Source organism: Nocardia sputorum (genome assembly GCF_027924405.1).
Taxonomy (GTDB): Bacteria; Actinomycetota; Actinomycetes; order Mycobacteriales; family Mycobacteriaceae; genus Nocardia; species Nocardia sputorum.
In genome coordinates, this window is the sequence record NZ_AP026978.1 from 3388883 (window position 1) to 3408847 (window position 19965).

The 19965-nt window shown below is 62.2% G+C and carries 12 protein-coding genes and 3 pseudogenes; 11 read left to right on the forward strand and 4 right to left on the reverse strand.

Annotated elements, in window-relative coordinates; genetic code table 11:
• Positions 1-418: 418 nt before the first annotated feature.
• Positions 419-1162, forward strand: coding sequence for a YoaK family protein (locus QMG86_RS15585; RefSeq protein WP_281880359.1), 744 nt, complete (start codon positions 419-421; stop codon positions 1160-1162).
• Between the two features lie 648 nt (positions 1163-1810).
• A complete protein-coding gene (locus tag QMG86_RS15590; protein WP_281880362.1) occupies positions 1811-2074 on the forward strand; it encodes a hypothetical protein in 264 nt (87 codons plus the stop codon).
• 71 nt (positions 2075-2145) lie between these two features.
• On the opposite strand, the gene QMG86_RS15595 is transcribed toward QMG86_RS15590, so the two are convergent.
• Both QMG86_RS15595 and QMG86_RS15600 read right to left on the reverse strand, forming a co-directional pair.
• A complete protein-coding gene (locus QMG86_RS15595) occupies positions 2146-2400 on the reverse strand; it encodes a hypothetical protein (protein ID WP_281880363.1) in 255 nt (84 codons plus the stop codon).
• A gap of 246 nt (positions 2401-2646) precedes the next feature.
• On the reverse strand, positions 2647-3708 hold the full coding sequence (locus QMG86_RS15600; protein WP_281880365.1) for an alpha/beta hydrolase family protein: 1062 nt from the start codon (positions 3706-3708) through the stop codon (positions 2647-2649).
• 483 nt (positions 3709-4191) lie between these two features.
• Here QMG86_RS15600 and QMG86_RS33570 point away from each other — a divergent pair.
• Together QMG86_RS33570 and QMG86_RS15605 are read left to right on the forward strand one after the other, a co-directional pair.
• A pseudogene (locus tag QMG86_RS33570) lies at positions 4192-4653 on the forward strand (IS3 family transposase); the annotation flags it as partial.
• A gap of 25 nt (positions 4654-4678) precedes the next feature.
• On the forward strand, positions 4679-5995 hold the full coding sequence (locus QMG86_RS15605; protein ID WP_281880367.1) for a recombinase family protein: 1317 nt from the start codon (positions 4679-4681) through the stop codon (positions 5993-5995).
• Positions 5996-6004: 9 nt separating this feature from the next.
• On the opposite strand, the pseudogene QMG86_RS33725 reads toward QMG86_RS15605, so the two are convergent.
• Positions 6005-6154: pseudogene (locus QMG86_RS33725) on the reverse strand (Rieske 2Fe-2S domain-containing protein); the annotation flags it as partial.
• Positions 6155-6400: 246 nt separating this feature from the next.
• On the opposite strand from QMG86_RS33725, the gene QMG86_RS15615 reads away from it, so the two are divergent.
• Genes QMG86_RS15615 through brxL form a run of 7 tightly spaced genes read left to right on the forward strand, consistent with a single transcriptional unit; the run spans position 6401 to position 19579 of the window.
• Complete coding sequence (locus tag QMG86_RS15615; RefSeq protein ID WP_281880369.1) at positions 6401-7039, forward strand: DUF1819 family protein; 639 nt, start codon at positions 6401-6403, stop codon at positions 7037-7039.
• Positions 7036-7644, forward strand: coding sequence for a DUF1788 domain-containing protein (locus QMG86_RS15620; RefSeq protein WP_281880371.1), 609 nt, complete (start codon positions 7036-7038; stop codon positions 7642-7644). The genes QMG86_RS15615 and QMG86_RS15620 overlap by 4 nt, the downstream gene beginning before the upstream one ends.
• The gene (gene brxC / locus QMG86_RS15625) at positions 7641-11162 is read left to right on the forward strand and encodes a BREX system P-loop protein BrxC (protein ID WP_281880373.1); all 3522 of its coding nucleotides are present in this window, start codon (positions 7641-7643) and stop codon (positions 11160-11162) included. Before QMG86_RS15620 ends, brxC begins: the two co-directional genes overlap by 4 nt.
• Before the next feature lie 16 nt (positions 11163-11178).
• A complete protein-coding gene (gene pglX / locus QMG86_RS15630; protein WP_281880375.1) occupies positions 11179-14703 on the forward strand; it encodes a BREX-1 system adenine-specific DNA-methyltransferase PglX in 3525 nt (1174 codons plus the stop codon).
• A 1-nt stretch (position 14704) separates the two neighbouring features.
• Positions 14705-14932, forward strand: coding sequence for a hypothetical protein (locus QMG86_RS15635; protein WP_281880376.1), 228 nt, complete (start codon positions 14705-14707; stop codon positions 14930-14932).
• Complete coding sequence (gene pglZ, locus QMG86_RS15640; RefSeq protein ID WP_281880378.1) at positions 14929-17430, forward strand: BREX-1 system phosphatase PglZ type A; 2502 nt, start codon at positions 14929-14931, stop codon at positions 17428-17430. The genes QMG86_RS15635 and pglZ overlap by 4 nt, the downstream gene beginning before the upstream one ends.
• A 10-nt stretch (positions 17431-17440) precedes the next feature.
• Positions 17441-19579, forward strand: a complete 2139-nt coding sequence (gene brxL, locus QMG86_RS15645; RefSeq protein WP_281880380.1) for a BREX system Lon protease-like protein BrxL — start codon at positions 17441-17443, stop codon at positions 19577-19579.
• Positions 19580-19604: 25 nt separating this feature from the next.
• Here the strand turns inward: brxL and QMG86_RS15650 are convergent.
• Positions 19605-19941 (reverse strand): annotated as a pseudogene (locus tag QMG86_RS15650) (integrase core domain-containing protein); the annotation flags it as partial.
• Positions 19942-19965 lie beyond the last annotated feature (24 nt).

Here is a 19965-nt window from a genome sequence, read left to right on the forward strand (position 1 = left end):
TGGCGTTCCAGTGCGCGATCCAGTCCATGACGTCTTTCTTCAGTGCCGCAACACTTTTGTGAACGCCACATCGGGTGAATCGAACGGATTTCAGGCGCGGAACACTAGAGCCTGTCTCGAAGTGATGCCGCAGGTGTGAGACTGATTGGTGGGGCTCAGGGTTTGAGATATGGCGAGGTCTCCGGCGCCGCCATCGACCAATGGCTGTGACCCCGACAGCTAGCGGGATCAGTTGCGGTACGGATGATCCGTTGTGGCTGGCTAATGTTGCCGCACGATCTGCCGTCCGGAGTTCGCGAGTTGCGTTGGTGCCCTGCGTCTTCCCACTGTTGGAGGAAGGTTCTCAGATTCTTCTGAGGTAGCCCCGATACGTTTTGTCCTGTTTGCCCTATGTCAGACAAGCAACTCGGGGAGCTGTATGCCTGCCATGAGCCTCACCGCGCCGCATCGCGCGCTCGTTCTCGCCTACGGATCATTGCTCGCAACTGTTGCGGGCTTCATCAACGCCGTGGCCATCTTGACTTTGGCCGTCCCGGTTGCCAATGTGACCGCGACGACAACGCAGCTGGGGATGGACGCTGCCAGCCCGTGGATGTTCGAAACAAGCCTGCTCGCCGCGATCATCATCGGATTTCTGGTGGGAGCGGCGTCGGCCGGTGCGGTGCTGGCGCCGGCGAAAACACATGCGGGAGCTCGGCACAGCGCCATCATGACCGGTGAGGCGTTGCTGCTGTTACTGGCCTTCACCTGGTCGGGAGACATGCTGTCGATCTTCCTCGCCGCGCTCGCCTGCGGGCTGCAGAACGGAACGAGTTCCAGTTTGCGGACGATGCAGATCCGCACCACCCATTTCACCGGCACCATCACCGACCTCGGCCTGCTGATCGGGCGTTCACGACGGCACCGTTTCGACAGTTGGCGGGCCGCCGTGTTGTCGGCCACGGTCATCACGTTCATCACCGGCAGCGTCGCGGGTACCGTCCTCGGCAGCCGGATCGGCGAGGCGGCACTGCTGTTGCCCGCCGCGGTCTGCGCCCTCATCGCCGTGGCCGGGCTCGCCTACGACCGTCAACGTCCCCTGCTCGCGCCGCCGACCGAATCCGGGCCACGAACCACCGCCGATCGCGACGAGCCGGAACTTCGACGAGCCGGAGTTTCATAACAGCGAACCGGACGATGGCCGGCGTGAAGGAGACGCAGGCCCCGTGTCCGGCGAAGCATGGACAGTGCGGCATGCCGCGATCGAAGCACGATCGCGGCATCCCGGACGAGCGGTTCCTGGGGTTCAATGGTCCGCAACGCTGTTGCCCCAGAGGGGTTAGGGCCGGTGGCAGGGTGGCGGTGCGGATGCCGACGCATCCGGTCGCCCTCGAGCTGCTCGCCGGGACCCGGCCCGGTGGCGGTGTCGAGTGCCGATCGTGTGGCTCACGCCTGAACAAGGTGGTCGATCGTCCGGGCCTCCGCCGACACCTGGCGGTCAGGATTACGCCGCCACGGCATTCGTGCCTCCAAGCACCATTGAAAGCGGACTGGCATCCATCGCGTTGCGAGTACACGATCGTTCGGCTTGGCGCTCGCCTGCGACCGCAGGATGGCTGGTGGTAGGCAACACGGGTGCACACGCTGTTCAAGCCGGCACCGTTGTCGTCATCACGGAAGGCGCGCGCGAGGTCGGCTACTTCCATGTGACCGAAGTCCTGGACACCTCCCTCGACGGGAGCCGAAGCCCACAATCCGCAGTGCTCAATCCGTCGACGCCATCGCTCGATATGCCCCGCTTCTCTCCATCGGTGTCCGTTCCACGGCAACCTTGCGAACCGCGCCCCGACCGGTCTGGGTGCGCCTGGACGCACTGCTGCTCCGCGACCCCGAGATGCCGCGGCACGCCAACGGCGCCGGGGTGGAGATGCGCGGCGAAACCGCCGGCACCCTGACGCACTGGATCCCGACCGTGGACGGCGATTGGCTCGGCCGGGTCAGCTACACCCTCCGCTATGCCGATGGCCGGACGCCGTTGCGGATGCGCGACCAGTTGGTACCCGCCTACGCACTCCGCCTCCGCGACAGCGATTGAGCCTTGCTTCGGCAGCTCCGCTCGCGGTGTGCTCCCGTTCATGGGTGGATTGTCGGACCCCTGAGCTAGCTCTATTCCGAATCGTCCGACTGTCCGCGCTTGTTGCGGATCACTATTGCCGCCACGGAGGTCGGTGGCAGGTCAATCCACCGGTCGTCGTTGGGGGCGATCGGCCGAACTCTGATCCAGCCGCTGTCCTTTGAGACGATACGGTCAATCTTGATGTACGACACATGCTCGTCGTAAGGGTCTTCTTGCGCCATCCCGGTCGGCAGTGCGAGGGAGGCGGGCTTCAGCAAATAGACCACATGCGGCTCTTTTGTCATGGACGTCACAATACGGAGCCCAGCGACATGGGTACGAAGCGTGCTGCAAGGCAAGCAGTTTGGATCATTTCGCAGGTTCATTCACCGGGGACAGGCCACCCCCGCCGAGTATCTGGGGGTGGGGCGTATCTACGGGTGCGGGAGGACTTCGGGTTGAGCCAGGGCTGTGATCGCCTCGACGATGCCGGTGTTGCGGCTGAAGACGGTGTCGAAGAAGGTACGTAGATAGCTTCGTTGCAGGTCGATCTAGCGCTGGGGGTCGATCTTGCCGACTGCTTTCGTTGTTGTTTCTGCCGGGAGCAGCCCGGCGGCGGTCAGCTGAGGCAGGATCGTCTGCTGATCGCAGAAGGACATGTGCTCGGTGCCCGACACCTGCAGGGGCAGCTTTACGCCGGTATTGCTGGGCCAGTAGGGCTCCCAGCCAGCATTGCCGTACCAGGGCGAGGCGCCACCGGCCAGCATGAGCAGCGGATGGTCGGTTCCCTCGGTGGCGACCGATCCCAGGATCGGCCCGTCCAGATTGATCCCGGCGCCGATCCTGGGATCGTCGTGCAGGGCTTGCACCGTGGTCGAGCCGCCGAGTGAGTGCCCGAACATCCCCACTTTCGTCAGGTCCAGGCTCGTAGCCAGCCCTGCGGGCAGGGCTCTGGTGGCTCGAGAGCCGTGCCCGGAGGCAGCGGCGGAGAGTTCGTCGAGCACGAAGCGTGTGTCGGCCACCCGTGTCGGGAGCAGGACATCGCGCAGAACTTCCGGAGGGGAATCCAGCGGAACCGCTGTGTGTTCGATCCGTCCGTCGGGGAAGTGGACCGAGAATGCCTCGTGCGTGTGGTTGATCGCGACCACGACATAGCCGTGGCTGGCGAGGTCCTCGGCTTGGGCAGTGCTCCAGCCGGTCGCGTCGCCCATACCGGGAGAGTTCAACAACACCGGGAACTTGCCGGCTTCTGCGCGTGCCGGTCGATCCGGGTAACTGTGACTCGGGCCGAGCGACCAGCTGCCTTGGGGGACGCCGAGCTCGGCGAGGTAGTCGGCTTGCTCCTGCCTCCCGCCCGGCGGCATCCAGGCCGCCGCCGCGGAAGCACCCGAATCCTGCGCTGGATACCAGATCTGCACCAGCAGCTGCCGATGGCCTCCGGTCCACAGGTCGTCTCGATCGGCGTCGGTGAGAGGAAGCTCGGTCAGCCCGACAGGGTTCTTGCCGGTAGGGGAAGGCAGAGAGATGACCATGGCATCGGCTGACAACGAAGCGGGCGCGGCTGCAGCCGCTGCCACGGTGGTCATGGTTGCTGTCCACGCCACCATGACCATGCCCGCGAATCGTCGTAAACCTCTGCGCGCCATCACAACCCCCGAGTTCAGTCCGCCAACGAACCGATACCCTACAAGACCTCTGTCACCGGGCCCCCGAGCCGCCGACCCCGACGCCGACGCTTTCACCGATCGCCCCGTCAGTCACAGGATTTGTGTGACTCGCAGCGATGAGTGGCGGCGGCGTTTCGCGCTATCGGATGGCACCGAGGTGTTTGAACGTCCGATAATGCCGAGAAGCGCTCGATCTGAGAACGCACGCTTCAGCTGAAGCCGAATTGTGAAGGGTTTGGGGATCTCGGAATCGTGCCTGCGGAACTGGCCGCGACGTGCCGATATCGATGAGGGCGCCCAGGAGGGCGTGACCAGCGCTGAACGTAAGGAACTGGCTGAGCTGCGGCGAAGGACTCGGCAACTCGAACTGGAGAACGAGATGCTGCGTAAGGCTGCGGCCTACTTCGCGCGGGAGAAAGTCCTCCCAAAATGGTGTTCCCGGTGGTCGCGCAACTGGCCGAAGCCGGCATTCCGGTCACGGTGTCATGCCGTGTGCTGCGGGTGTCGACCTCCGGGTACTACGAGTGGAAGCAGCGGGGCGAGTCTGCGCGTGCTCGCGCTGATCGTGAACTCACCGCCACGATCACCGAGGTCCACATCGCGTCGCGCGGTACCTACGGTGCTCCGCGGGTGCATGCCGAGTTGCGGCTCGGTCAGCGGATTCGAGTGGGTCGCGAACGTGTGGCCCGGCTGATGCGCAGCGCTGGGCTGGCCGGAATTTTCCGCCGCCGTCGCGGCTGCACCACGCGAGATCCGCTGGCCAGTCCGCACCCGGACCTGGTCAACCGCCGCTTCAGCGCCGATGATCCGGACCGGTTGTGGTGCATGGACTTGACTCAGCACCGCACCAGCGAAGGCCGGGTGTACTGCGCCGTCGTGCTCGATGCGTTCTCCCGGCGCGTCGTCGGCTGGTCGATTGCAGACCATCTACGCGCCGAACTGGTCGTGTCCGTCAGCGCATCGACCGGAGCAGAACCGCCACCGCGCCAAGGACGGTTGGCAGGCCGGAACGGTAGCCGCGATCCTGCAGAATCCCCGATACACCGGCTACGCGGTGTTCGGGCGTTGGACCAAGCACGAAGAACTCCTCGATCCCGACGACGCTGCCGCCGGTAACGTCACCCGGTTCCGGCGCTCGCCCACCCACCGCATCGTTCGCTCGAAAAGCCCTGCGCATCCAGCCATCATTTCGGTAGAAACCTTCACCCAGGCTCAACTGCTGCGACGCCAGCGTGCCGGCGGCGGCAACCGCACCCGCGCCAAGCTCGGACGCGACAGAGCATCCAGCGGTCTGCGCCCGTATCTGCTGAGCGGCCTCGTGCGCTGCGCTGGCTGTGGTCGAAAGATGCAGGCGGAGTTGGTTGGTGACGCCGTGTACTACCGATGCCGCGCCAAAACCATCGCCCCCGACAGTCCGGACTTGCAAGACCATCCCCGGACAGTGAACCTGCGCGAAGATGTCGTCGTCGGGCCGATCGACAGCTGGCTGGCGAGCCTGTTCGATCGCGAACACCGCGAGAAGACCATCGCGGCGCTCGCGGCCGCCCAAGACACCGATGACACCAACGTTCAGCGACGAACGCTTCGGCAACGGATCACTGACGCTGAGGCCAGACTCGCGCGTCACCTCGCCGCCATCGAGGCCGCAGTCGATCCGCAAGCCCTCGTCACGGCGATGAACACGGCACAGGCGGGCAAAGCGGCAGCTCAAGCCGAGTTGAAGAGCCTGCCCAAGATCAACCTGCTCACAGAAACCGAGATCCGGAAGTTGATCGAATCCCTCGGCGACATCCGCGCGGTGCTCGCTGCGGGAGATCCGGCCGATAAGGCCCGGTTGTACCGAGCCTTGGCCTTAGAAGTGCGCTACCAGCACCAACAGCAACTCGCAATCGTTGGTGCCACCCCCTGTGGGGTTAGCACTGGTGTCCGGAGGGGGAGTCGACCACTACGCACACGCGCTGTACCAGCGAAAAGTTCTGGTCGTGGGTGGCTGACTGTCCCAGGTTGGAGCCCTCGGCGGGGCACACAAAACATGGGCAACTGGAAAACGCCTGGTGATCGTGGGCACGTACTCAATGTGAGGGTTGCGATGATCGCGTCCGGAGAGCCGGTCATTTCCATGTTCACAGCGCCCTCGGCGGGGCGTTGTGAACATGGGAATGGGACGAGCTGCGGTTTCGGGCGGTCGGTTGGCGATCGAAGTCGACCGGCTCGATACCGACGATTGCGGTGAATCCCTGGATTCCTTGCGTGACAACGCAGGTGGCTCCGAGTAACGCTGGTGTGCCCAGATGCGGAGGTCGGCTTCGAACTGGTCGATGACGAAATCGGCCATCGTCTTGCCGTATTCGGTGAGCTCGGGGCTGTCGTCACCGGGTTTGCGGCCGATCCAGTTGCAGCGCTGGCCGGACGGGCCCGTGGTCTCGGGCGCGGGGGCCAGGGCCGCGGCGAGTCGCCGCCCGCGCTGGCTCCGGCGACGACGATACGGGCGGGGTCGGTTCCCGGCTGCTCGGCGATCCAATCCGTCGATGTACGCGAACAACGCGTTCTCCGCGTCTTCTCTTGTGCGCCAGGCATTCCCGTATGCAAGCTCGGTCCTATAGCCTGATCTACTGCCCGAAAACAGGAAGGACGCCCTGTGGCCGTGACCGACCAGCCACGAGCACGCTATGCATTATCGTTCACGAGTGGCGGCCTCTTGGTCCGTGAGGGCGAGGTGATCGCCGAGGTATATCTGGGTTGCCGTTCCTGGGACGAGACTCGCACCCGGATCGTAGAGGGTAACCGGCTACAAGCACGCACGTCCTCATCGAGCACTCGTGTCACCCGCGAGACCGTTCAACGTCTGTCCGTGCTGAGCGACAGTGAGCTCGAGCTGCTCATCGACGCAAGCCCCACCGAGCAGCGTCATCTCATGTGGGTTGCGGCCTGCCGTCGCTACGACTTCATCGGCGACTTCGCCGAAGAAGTTCTCCGCGAACGTTTCCTGCTGATGACCCCCACCTTGAGCACCGAGGACTTCGACCGTTTCCTGACCGGCAAGAGCCTGTGGCACCCGGAACTCGACGAGCTGAAATCTTCGACCAGTCAGAAGCTCCGCCAGACCCTGTTCCGGATGCTCCACGAGGCAGGACTGCGCACCACGAGTGGGGACATCATCCCTGCGGTGCTCTCCGCGCGTGTCGCCGAGCTACTCGGCCGCCGGGCCCCTAGTGACCTCCGGTTCTTCCCGACCACGGCGCCGATCAGCGAGTTCGACCACGAGGTGCAGCTATGAGGACCACCCAACGGGACCTCGTCAGCGACGAGAAGCACGTCTACGACGTGCTGCGCAGTGAGCGGTTCCTGAAGATGGAAGGCCTGTCCAAGGAAGTCCCGTTCTTCATCTACCACTTCCCGCCGTCATGGGCACTCGGCGTCGACGACATGCGTGACCGTGTGCAGACGAAGCTGCAAAGCGACGAGGGGCGCAGTGTCGTGGAAATCAATCTCTACGACCTTGCCGTGGAGCTGTTGAAGGCCCGCGGTGTCTGGGAACGCGTCCTCGACCTCGAGCCAACGATGGACAAGTCGGAGTTCCGTGGCGTGTTGCAGGGCATGCTCGATCCGCACGACCACCTCGCACCTGCCATACGGGCACGGCTCGATGAGCAGCCCAGCGACATGGTCTTCCTCACCGGCATCGGCGAGGTATTTCCCTTTATCCGCACCCACACGGTGCTGGAGAACCTGCAAAGCGTCGTGGTCGGGCGTCCGATGCTCGTCTGGTTCCCGGGCACCTATGAGTTCACTCAGACAGCCGGTCACCAGCTGCGCGCACTGAACCTCGGTGCCAGCGACAGCTACTACCGGGCCAAGGACATTCTGGAGCAAGAAGCATGAGCGTGCGCACGATCAACGAGATCTTCGCCAAGCGGATCGACCGAGCAATCGAGGGTGTCATCAAGGCCGATGACACCTCCCAGCTCGCCACCGAGGTGGAGGAGTATGTCCTCACGAACGAGGCCGCCAAGGGCGTAGAGCATGTGCTGGAGGCCTACACCAACTACACGAACACCAACGGCGTGTGGATCTCCGGCTTCTTCGGCTCCGGTAAGTCACACCTGTTGAAGATGCTCGCCCACCTGCTCGGTGATATCGACGGCCACGAGTATCCACGGGCCCGGGTCTCGGAACAATTCCGGGCCAAGGCCGATGACGCCTTCCTGCCTGCCCTGATCGCGAAGGCCGACCGGATCGCAGCCAAGAGTCTTCTGTTCAACATCGACCAGAAGGCCACGCTGATCTCGAAGGACCAGAACGACGCGTTGCTCAAGGTTTTCGTGAAGGTCTTCGACGAGTCCTGCAGCTACTACGGCAATCAAGGGCACATCGCCCGTTTCGAACGCGACCTGGACTCCCGTGGTCAGTACGCCGAGTTCAAGGCCGCCTTCGAGCGCATCGCAGGGATTCCGTGGTCGCAGGGCCGCGAACAGGCGGCACTGGAAACCGGGAACATCGACAAGGCATTCGCCGAGGTCAACGGCTCCGAGAGCCCGGGCATCATCCGCCAGTACAGCCAGACCTACAAGGTCTCGATCGAGGACTTCGCTGACGAGGTCGCCGCCTGGCTGGGTCGGCAGCCCGAGGGCTACCGACTGAACTTCTTCGTCGACGAGGCCGGCCAGTTCATCGGCACCAACACCCAGCTCATGCTGAACCTCCAGACCATCGCGGAGTCCCTTGCGACGAAGTGCAAGGGGCGCGCGTGGATCTTCGTCACCTCGCAGGAGGACATGGAGAAGGTCGGCGGAGACCGCACCAAGCAGCAGGCCAACGACTTTTCCAAGATCCAGGCCCGCTTCAAGAACCGGCTCAAGCTCACCAGTCAGGATGTCGAAGAAGTCATCCGGAAGCGACTACTCGCCAAGACCGCGTCCGCCACAGGTGAGATTGCGGCGATCTACAGCGCCGAGCACGCGAACTTCAAGACGCTTTTCGACTTCGTCGAGGGACGTCACTACCCGAACTACCGGGATGAGTCCCACTTCGTGGGCACTTACCCATTCGTGAGCTACCAGTTCCCGCTGTTCCAGTCCGCGATCGAAGGCATCAGCGACCACAACATCTTCGAAGGCCGCAACAGCTCCGTCGGTGAGCGCTCCATGCTCGGCGTTGTTCAGCAGGTCGCCACCGAACTGGCCGACAAACCCTTGGGGACGCTCGCTTCCTTCGACCAGATGTTCGAGGGCATCCGCGCCTCGTTGAAGTCCGCAAACCAGCGGGCCATCAACGACGCCGAGCGCAGCCCCTCGCTTCCTCCACTGGCCGTCCGGCTGCTGAAGGCCCTGTTCCTGGTCAAGTATGTGGACACCTTCAAAGCCACCGCCCGGAACCTCACCGTGCTCGTCTATGACCACTTCGGCACGGATCTCGGCCAGCTGGGCAAGGACGTCAACGCGGCCCTCAATGCACTGGAGGCGCAGACCTATATCCAGCGCAACGGCGACCTGTACGACTATCTGACCAATGAAGAGCAGAAAATCGAGCAGGAGATCAAGAATGTCGACATCGACAACTCCGAGGTCTCCGGAAAGCTCAACAAGCTGCTCGCCGAGTCCGTGGTCAAGCTGACCAAGAGCACCTACAAGAACGGGCAGAACTTCCCCTTCGGATACAAGCTCGACGGCACGCCGTATGGCAAGCAGTACGAGCTGTCACTCCACTTCACCAGCCCTGAAAGCGAGTTCAGTCTGGATCAGATCAAGGCCCACAGCGCCGGGCTCGACGAACTGCGCGTTGTTCTCCCGGCAGAGGCCAACCGCATCCTCGGCGACCTGCGCCTGCTGCTGAAGACGGAGAAGTACGTCAAGCGCGCCCAGGGGTCGAGCCGCACGGCGATCGAGCAAACGATCCTGCGAGCGAAGGGAACTCAGAACGCGGAACGGGAAAAGGAAATCGTCGAACGGTTGCGTACCGCGGTCGGCAACTCGACACTGATCCACAACGCCGGCGTCCTGGACGTCAGCTCATCCGACGCGCAAGCCCGGATCAACGAGGGGTTCCAGCGGGTCATCGCTGCGACGTACAAGAACCTCGGGATGCTCGCCGGCAAGACCTTCAATGAGCAGAGCCTGGGTGAATTCGTGAACCCCGCAGGTGACGGCTTGTTCCAGCAGACGGGGAGCATCCTGGAGGTTCCCGGCGGAGACGTGCTCGGTCACCTGGAGCTGCGCCGCAAGCGCCATGAGCAGGTCACCATGCGGCAGCTCATCGATCGATACACGGCGAAGCCGTTCGGCTGGGATCAGTGGTCTGTCGCCGCGGTGGTCGTATACCTTGCCGGGCAGTCGAAGATCGAGATCCAACTGAACGGGAAGGTCCTGGCTCGCACCGAGATCACCAGTGCGCTGCGGAACACACAAAGCTACTCGGCCATGGTCGTCGCGCCGCAGCGGGTGTTCGATGCCAAGATCGTGAATGCGTTCCGCAAGTTCGTCGTGGAATTCACCGATGACGGAGGGGTCACCAAAGACCCATTGGAACTAGCGCGGGCTGGCAAAGAACGCCTGGAAGCCAAACTCGCAGAATTGAAGACGCTGCGTACAGCTTCACCGTTCGCGTTCATCGATCAGCTGGACGAGCCGATCCAGATGCTCGCCGAGCTGTGTGAACACAAGGCGGACTGGTTCATCACCGACTTCAGTGACGCTGATGACCTGCTCGACGCGAAGGGCAACGTGATCGACCCGATCAAGGCCTTCCTGAACGGCAGCCAGTGCGGCATATTCGAAAAAGCCCTGGCCTTCATGCAGAGCAACCAGTCCAACATCGCCTACCTGGTCCCCGGCGCCACCGACGCCGTCGAATCCGCCCTGGAAGACCCACAGATCTTCCGTGGCAACAAGACCCGGCAGCTCGGTGCCGCGGTAGAGGACCTGGAACAGCAGTTGCACAGCTTGATCGACGCGGAACGTACCGCCGCCACCGACAAGATCAACGGCTACTGGCTTCAAGTGCCGCAAAGCAGGGCATACGCCGACGCAACCGATACCGCCCAGCATTCGGTGACGAGCAAAACGCAGGCCGTGCTCGACCGGGTGCGGCAGGAGACACAGATCCCGGCCATCAGGAACCTCGCAGCCCACTTCGCCGACACGATCTACCCGGAGATCATCGACGAACTGGAAGCCGCCAAGGCCGCGCCCGATCCGAGCTCCGAACCGAAACCCCAGCCCGGTACCGACCCCGCCCCGAAACCCGCACCGGCGCCGACCAAGCAGACCGTGTCGATCAAGAAGCTGACGCTGCCCGGCAACGGTCAGGTCCTCGAAACCGCGGACGACGTCGACGCCTACCTCGACAGGCTCCGTGCGACGCTGCTCGCCACGATCAACGACAACAAGCGCATCACGCTCTGAGGCGGAAGAGAAACACATGGATACCAAGCCCCTGGAGCGATTCGCCACCCGGGCCCGCCGAGAACTGCTCGCCGCCGTCGAAGCTCAGGCTTCAGCGGTGCTCGCTGCTGGCTCGGTCGCGCGGAGCGAGCGCGGGAAAACGGTGCAGCGACTCGAAAGGGAGATCGCCGAGCACGGTCGGAAGCACGTGATCGACAAGGTCGCATACACATGGTTCAACCGGCTCATCGCACTGCGCTACATGGATGCCCGCAGCTACACGAGCGCCGGAATCGTCTCGCCGGCACACGGCCACGACCACGGACAGCCGGAGATCCTTGCCGACGCCAAGCGGGGACACCTCGACACCGACGTAGTCACCAACGACCGCATGGCCGATGCGATCCTGGGGCTGCTCGACGGGACCCTTCGCAGTACGGACGCCGAAGGGGAGGCCTACGCGCTGCTCTTGACCGAGTACTGCCGGTACTGGAACAAGGCCATGCCCTTCATGTTCGAGCGTGAAGGCGATCACACCGAAATCCTCGTGCCGTCAGGGCTTCTCGCCGACGGTGGGATTCTGTCGCGTGCCCGCGAGGTGCTCACGGAGGACGTCTGCAAGGACGTCGAGGTGATCGGATGGCTCTACCAGTTCTACATCTCCGAGCGGAAAGACGAGGTCTTCGCCGGTTTCAAGAAGAACAAAAAGGCCGGCGCCGACGAGATCCCGGCGGCAACCCAGCTCTTCACGCCACACTGGATTGTTCGCTACCTGGTTGAGAACTCGCTCGGCAGGCTGTGGATGCTCAACCGGCCGACCTCGCGCCTCGTCGACCAGATGGATTATTACATAGCCCCGGTCGACAAAATAACCGACTTCCTCGAGATCAACGGCCCCGAGGAACTGACGGTGATCGACCCGGCCTGCGGGTCGGGCCATATGCTCACATACGCCTTCGACCTGCTCTACGCAATCTACGAAGAAGAAGGTTACGCCCCCTCGGAAATCCCGAGCCTGATCCTCGCCCACAACCTCCACGGCACCGAGATCGACCTCCGCGCAGGATCACTGGCAGCCTTTGCGCTCACAATGAAGGCACGCGACCGGGACCGGCGCTTCTTCACCCGATCGCAGGTGAAGCCCAAGATCTGCGTCATCGAACCGATCTCGTTCGGACCCGATGAACTGGACCTCCTGGTGACCGCGGACGGCGAGCGGCGCGCGGAGGAGGCGTTCTGGAATCAGTTCCGCGACGCCGACCGGCTCGGTGCACTGATTCAACCGGACGCCGAAGAGGCCAAGCGAGCAGCCAGCGTAGTGGAAGATTTGAAGGAGCAGGAAGGGACGCTCCTTTTCGAGACGCTGGACCAGGCACACAAGGTCGTCGCGCAGGCCGCGATCCTCAGTCGCAAGTACGCGATTGCGGTGGCAAACCCGCCCTACATGGGCAGCAAGAACATGGACGCTCGACTGGTGGATTTCGTTAAGAGCGAGTACGCCGATGGTAAACAAGATCTCTACGGTTGCTTCGTCCTCCGCGCGATGGATCTCGTCTCTCAAGGAGGCATGGTCGGGAAGGTAATCGGCGATACGTGGATGTCGATCGTGAGCTTTAAGGGCCTGCGAGAAGACATCCTCGCAGGCCACTCGTTTGACAGTTTTGTCCACCTTCGAGATGTCTCCAACCACCCTGACGTCTTTGGCGCAAACGCCGCCTTCATTCTCGCGATGACCAACTCGCCGGGACGGCAAGCTCCCTTCGTTCGCTTGACGTCGTTGAATGAAGAAGAGAAATGTCTGCGTCTCATCGAAGCAATCAAAGACCCCGAATGTGAGTGGCGATTTACGGCAACGTCCGAGGATTTCACCAAAGTACCTGGCTCACCGATCGCGTACTGGCTCTCCGACGCCATGCGTGCCGCTTTTGCCAAGGGGCGACCGTTGAAGGAAGTTGCAGCGCCTCGACAAGGTCTGTCGACCGCAGATAATGGTCGGTTTCTACGCTCCTGGTGGGAGGTAGAATTACGCCGAATATTGCTGGGGTGTGAGAGCAGAGCTGAGGCCAGAGAGTCTGCTGCGCGGTGGTTTCCTCACAACAAGGGTGGCGAGTTCCGAAAATGGTGGGGGAACCAAGAACATCTGGTGGACTGGGAAAATGATGGTCGAGAGCTGCTTTCGCTGCGACCAAAGTCGGTTATCCGTAATCCTTCCACCTATTTTCAACCATCTGTCTCATGGTCAAGGATTAGCTCAGGAGATCCCGCCTTTCGCGTGTATCCACATGGGTTCATATACAACGATGTTGGGCCATCGCTCTTCTTTGACGACGCCAGCACTCGGTACTCGTTTGTCTCGCTGGCTAATTCTAGTGTGGCTCACGCTATTTTGCAGGCAGTGGCGCCGACTCTGCATTTTGACGGAGGTCAGATTGCACAGTTGCCTGTATTTGACTCGGGCTCAGCACAACGGGCGAGAATTTCGGAAGGTGCAGTAAAGGTATCGCAGGCGGACTGGGACGATTTCGAGACGTCTTGGAGCTTCACAACTCCATCGTGGATGGCTACGAGGGTATCTGGACAGACGCTGTCCGAACACTACGCTGCGTGGTCGGTGAGACAATCTCAAATTGCTCGCGAGCAACGGGCACGCGAGACAGCGAACAACCGTGTCGTTGCCGAGGCATACGGACTGCAAGACGAGGTGCAGATCGAGGTGCCACTCCACCGCGTGTCCCTGAATCGCAATGTTGAATTCCGGTACGGCCCTGGTAAATCGGACACCGAGTACGAGGCCTTGGAACGTGCTGATTTCGTTAAAGAGTTGTTCTCCCACGCCGTGGGGTGCATGTTTGGTCGCTACAGCATCGACGCGCCGGGTCTGATCCTGGCGGACCAGGGCGCGACGCTTCAGGACTACCTCGCGAAGGTGCCGTCGCCCACGTTCCTGCCGGATGCCGACAATGTCATCCCGTTCGTTGACGACGGCTGGTTCGAGGACGACATCGTCGAGCGGATCCGGCAGTTTCTGCGTACAGCCTTCGGAGCGGAGCACTTCGAGAAGAACCTCCGTTTCGTGGAGGAATCCCTGGGCGTCAAGACGATTCGGGACTACTTCATCGCGAAGTCGAACCCAGCCGGTAAAAATGTCGCGAGGTCGAGGTTCTACGAGGATCACGTGCAACGCTATAAGAAGCGCCCGATCTATTGGATGTTCTCCTCTTCCAAGGGATCGTTCAACGCGCTGGTCTACATGCACCGCTACACCCCGTCAACGGTGTCGACGGTCCTGAACGAGTACCTCCGTGAATACCGAGCGAAGCTCGAGGTCGCGCTCCAGCGCGCTGAGGAAGCCTCTGCCGGTGGCGCATCGGCGAAAGCGCAGAAAGAAGCTGATCGCCTGCGCGCGATCCTCGCCGAGCTGCGCGACTACGAGCATGACGTCCTCTACCCGTTGGACATCCAGAGAGTAGAGATCGACCTCGACAACGGCGTGAGGGTGAACTACCCAAAGCTCTATCCAGCTTTGAGGAAGATCACCGGTCTGGAGGCATCGGATGGGTGACTTGAAGTCCGCCGGTGGACCGAGCGCGGCAGGCCCGTTCGAGCAGGGCTCTGCGCTGATCGAGACGGCCGGGTCGGCTGTCGCGCCGCCAGCGAACGCGGCGTTGGCGCTGATGAATTGGCAAATCAGACACCTGATCGACACCAAGAGGATCCAGCAGCAGCGCGCGGAGTACGGGCTTGCGCGTCGCCAATTCGGCAGCCGCCGAGATGACGAGGACCACGAATGAGCAAGACGCCCACGATCTCCAGCCATCTCGTGGACCGCTTCGCCGGGCAACGCATCGTCGTGTGGCACGACCCTGAGGGCGGATACGCGGCTGACCTTGAGAGCCACTTGCCGAGTGACGTCACCATGCTGCGCATCGAGGACAATGAGTTCGCCGTCAAGCATCGTGTGCTCCGCGAGGATACGACGACTCGATTTCTGCTCTACCGCTCTGGACCCGTCGCTGAAGGGGCAGGGAACTGGTTGCTGGACCTCGAGTTGGCCTATGGACCCGTGTTCACGGCAGATCGTGGTGAGCTCATGCGGGCCGGCCTGGGGCTGACCCAGCCTGGTGCCGACGCGCTCATCGCCGAGCATGCCTCGTTCTTCGCTGACGCCACGTTGGTCGACAAACTGAAGGCGTTGCTCGCTCCGAGTGATGATCTCGTGACGGTGCGGGCGAAGATGTGCGCTGTCGCGATCGGGCAGAAGGAGCACAGCTTCTCCGAGCTCACACGTACCCTGCTGGTTCAACAGGCACAGGACAGCTCGGACGGTTTCGACGCTCTCTCCCAGTATGGGCTCGCCGACTTCCACTGGACCGGCGCGAAGCACATCTATGGGTACCGATCGGAGTCACCGACAGTGCCGGGCTTCATTCTGTGGATGTTCCGGCAGGCTCGCGATGGCTTCGACGTCACCTCGTCGAAGCGTGCCCGCAACCTCGCAATCGATTTCCGTAGCTTCCGGGACTCCAAACGCAGCGCGACCGCGATCAAGGTACTCGCCCGCAAGGCCGAGGAGGACCTCGGCTACCAGGAGGGAGTCGCTGAAATCCCGTGGGACGCGCTCAGGGACGCCGATATCTTCGAAGCCGCTGAGCGGGAGACAATCCGCCGTCTGGTCGATGGGCTCGTCAACCAGACGATGCCGCAGCGCGATGTTCTCGAAGCCATCGGCACCCGCCGTCGTGACAGCTTCTGGTTCGAGGACTACGCCATCCTCTACGAGGCATTGGCGGCAGCCGCCGAGCTTCTGCCCGCGATCCGCACCGGCCGACTGGATTTCACCAGCTTCGACGAGGGGATCACGCGGTACCGTGACGAGCTGTTCCGTATCGATCAGCGCTACCGCCAGTTCACCCACGCGTACCTGACGGCCGAGTTCAAGCAGCCGCTCGATGAGTTGGCGGGCCGGGTCGAGGCTGCCTACGTCACGAACTTCCTGGCCCCGCTCGGCATATGCTGGCAGCAGCAGGTCGACGCGATCGAGCAGTGGCGTACGCCCGCCGTGACCTCTCAATCCTCGTTCTACGACCAGTACGTCGCGCAACTCACCAAAGGTGGTCACAAGAAGGCCGTCGTCGTGATCTCCGACGCGATGCGTTACGAGATCGCCGAGGAGTTGACCTCGAAGATCCGTGGTGAGAACAAGTTCGAAGCCAAGATCGAGGCACTGCTGGGTGTGCTGCCGAGCTACACACAGCTGGGCATGGCGGCGCTCCTACCGCACAAGACCCTGGCGCATTCTCCGGCGGGTGATCCGGTTCTGGTCGATGGGCTGAAATCCGACGGTTCGGCGAACCGCAACAAGATTCTGAACGCAGTGGGGGGCGTCGCTGTCCAAGCGAAAGACTTCGTGGAGATGAAGCCGGCCGAGCGGCGAGAACTGTATTCATCCCACCAGGTACTCTACGTCTATCACGACACGATCGACGCCACGGGAGACAGCGCGAAATCGGAACACCGCACCTTTTCAGCAGTGGCAGAAGCACTCGATCAGCTGGTCGATATCGTGAAGAAGCTCGCCAACGCGAACGCCACGAACATCTTTGTCACCGCGGATCACGGCTTCCTCTATCAGCGCTCCAAACTGGCGCCGCAGTTCAACCTCACCGTCGAGCCGCAAGGTGATGAGATCGTTGCAGAGAAGCGCCGTTACGTGCTGGGCCGTGGTCTGAAGGAGGATGCCGGATTCCGGACCTTCCAACCGGATCAGCTGGGGCTGTCCGGCGATCTCGAGGTGCAGATTCCGAATTCGATCCACCGGATCGTCAAGGCAGGTGCCGGGTTCCAGTTCGTGCACGGGGGAGCATCGCTCCAGGAGATCGTGGTGCCGGTCGTCTCGATCAACAAGAGACGCAACAACACAGTCGAGCCAGTCAACGTCGACATCCACCCTGAGTCCGACAAGATCACCACGGGTCAGATTGTTGTCAAGCTCTACCAGTCGATGAAGGTCGAACCGCACCGCACTGCACGACGGTTGCGTGCCGGGCTGTACTTCGGGGACCAGCTGATCTCGAACGAACAAGAGATGATGTTCGACTCGGCGAGCGACCAGGGGCGTGACCGATTCCAGAGCGTTCGGCTCCTGCTGAGCAAGGACGCGGACGATGCGAACAACCAAGGTGTGGAATTCCGCCTGTTGGAGCCGATTGAGGGCACCGATCAGTGGAAGAAGTACAAGAGCGTGCCGTACACGATCAAACGTTCCTTCACAACGGACTTCGACTTCTAAGGGAGCGACGGTGAGCGAAAACATCGACCTGGACCAGGCCGCGCCCATCGAGGACGTTCTGGAAGCCGAGGCGCCGCACGCAACGGGGCAGCCCAGCGATCTGGATCGCAAGATCAACGAGCATTTCGCTGGCGCCGTGGTCCGCAAGGACCTGGTCAAGGCGGTCAAGGGCAACGCGATCGTACCCTCCTACGTGTTGGAGTACCTGCTCGGTCAGTACGCGGCCTCCGACGATGAGGCCACGATCCGGGCAGGCATCGACAAGGTGCGAGAAATCCTGGCCCAGCATTACGTGCACCGCAACGAGTCCGAACTGGTCAAGTCGCGCATTCGTGAAAAGGGCCGCTTCCGGATCATCGACAAGGTGAGCGTCACCCTCAACGAGAAAGATGACGTCTACCAGGCATCCTTCGCCAACCTCGGAATCAGCGGAGTTCTCGTGGACCCGGGCACCGTCAACGCGAATCAGAAGCTGCTCGTCAGTGGCGTGTGGTGCCTGTGCGACATCGAATACTTCCACAGCGACGACCCCCGTGCCGTGCCATGGATTCTCGGCAGCTTGAAGCCGATCCAGATGTCGAACTTCGACTATCAGAATTACCTGGATGCGCGGGCGAAGTTCACCACGGACGAGTGGATAGATCTGCTGATCCAGTCGATCGGCTTCGACCCGGAGAAGTTCGGCCGTCGCGCCAAGCTACTCCAGCTCATTCGCCTCATCCCGTTCGTTGAGCGCAACTACAACCTTGTCGAGCTCGGCCCGAAGGGAACCGGCAAGTCGCACATCTACTCGGAGTTCTCGCCTCACGGCATGCTGATCTCCGGCGGAGAGGTCACCGTACCCAAGCTGTTCGTCAACAACGCCAACGGCCGCCTCGGGCTCGTCGGTTACTGGGACGTAGTTGCCTTCGACGAGTTCGCGGGCAAGAAGAAGCGCACCGACAGGGCGCTCGTCGACATCATGAAGAACTACATGGCGAACAAGTCGTTCTCCCGTGGAGTCGAGACCCTCGGCGCAGAGGCATCGATGGTGTTCGTGGGCAATACCTCGCACACCGTGCCGTACATGCTCAAGCACTCCGACCTTTTCGACGAGCTCCCCGAGAGCTACCACGACCCGGCCTACCTCGACCGGCTGCACTGCTACATCCCTGGCTGGGAATTCGACACGATCCGCGGCGACATGTTCTCCACCGGGTATGGATTTGTCGTCGACTACATCGCCGAGGTGCTCAAGTCGATGCGGGACCTCGACTATTCCGACCGCTACCAGCCGCATTTCACGCTTGGCTCAGACATCTCGAGCCGCGACCGCGACGGCATCCACAAGACCTTCTCCGGTCTCATGAAGCTGCTCTACCCGCATGAGAAAGCCACCGCTGAGGAGATCGAGGAGACCCTGCGCTTCGCGATCGAGGGACGTAAGCGTGTGAAAGACCAGATCCTGCGTATCGACGACACCATGGTCGCGGTGAATTTCGGCTACCGGCCGCTGGCCGGCGAATGGACGGCCGTCACCACGCTGGAGGAAGACGAGTACCCGGGGCATTATCACCGTGGACGACCGAGTACAGGGGACGTCGATGAGGAAGCTGCGGATCCGGCTACGCCGGCGACCGCGGCTGCTTCGGCTACGGTCAAGGAGGAGTTGTACCAAGGGCAGCGGGACTTCGTCGAGAACCAGCGCGGAGTCTCCTACGAGACCCTTCTCATGCCGTATCTGCGTGGTGCGACGGAGATCGAGTTGCACGACCCGTATATCCGGATGAGTCACCAAGGCCGGAACCTGGTCGAGTTGCTGGCGTTGATCGCGTCGGCGAAGGACCCTGCTGAGGAGGTGTTGTTCAAGCTGTTCACCCTCCTCGAAGATGATCCTGACAAACAGAAGAAGCAGTTGCAGATGCTCCACCAGATCGTTCAGGGATCCGCCCAGCAGGGGATAAAGGTAGAAGTGGCCAAGGACCCCGGGGGTCACGACCGCTGGATCCGCACCAACAATGGATGGCGCATCAACCTCGGTCGTGGTCTGGACATCTTCCAGAAGCAAGAAGGCGGCTGGTTCGACTTCGGTAGTACCCGTCAGGAGTTCCGCCAGGTTCGCGCCTTCGGAGTGACCTACATTCGAGATGAGGTGACGGGACCCCGTTGATAGGTCCATCGTGAGTGTGAGTCGGCTATCGGTGGATGCAGGCAGCAGCGTAGCCTGCGGGGGTTTGATAGCCCAGGGCTGAGTGCCTGCGGTAGTGGTTGTAGTCGTCCTTCCAGTCGCTGATCACGACGCGGGCTTGGGTCAGCGACCAGAAAGGGTTGATGTTGAGGCATTCGTCGCGCAGTCGGCCGTTGAACGATTCGATGTAGCCGCCTGCGCCAAGGCTGTCCGGGTGGGATGAACGCCAAGCCGACGCGTTCACCGGCCCAGTCCCGCATCGCCTGGCATGCCAGTTCCGGGCCGTTGTCGCTGCGCAGCGCGGCCGGGTATCCGCGGCCGGTGGCGATGCGGTCGAGTTCGTCGATGTGAACCGCCCCCGCTTTTCT